This is a genomic window from Streptomyces sp. WM6386 (genome assembly GCF_000972385.1).
Taxonomy (GTDB): domain Bacteria; phylum Actinomycetota; class Actinomycetes; order Streptomycetales; family Streptomycetaceae; genus Streptomyces.
The window spans coordinates 1-300 of record NZ_JXTE01000830.1; the positions used below are offsets into that span (position 1 = coordinate 1).

General features: G+C 69.3%; 1 pseudogene. It reads left to right on the top strand.

The window, feature by feature from the left end:
* Positions 1–225: pseudogene (locus TN53_RS43850) on the top strand (carbohydrate ABC transporter permease); the annotation flags it as partial.
* Between the last annotated feature and the right edge of the window lie 75 nt (positions 226–300).

Genomic DNA, 300 nt, shown 5'->3' on the forward strand with positions numbered 1-300 from the left:
TTCATCGGCGCGTGGAACGAGTACGTGGTGGCGCTCACGATCACCTCGTCCGACAACCGGATGACGCTGACCAGGGCGATTCCGGGCTTCGTCACCTCGTACCACGAGCAGGGGCAGTACCTGTTCGCCACCTCGATCGTGGCGATCGTGCCCGTGGTGGTGCTGTTCGTCTTCGTGGAGCGCTACCTCGTCGCCGGTCTCACGGCGGGCGGTGTGCGCGGATGACGACGGGATCCGCATCGGAGCCGGAGCCGGAGCCGTCGTCGGCACGGCAACGGCGGGCGGGGGCAGGGGCGGGGG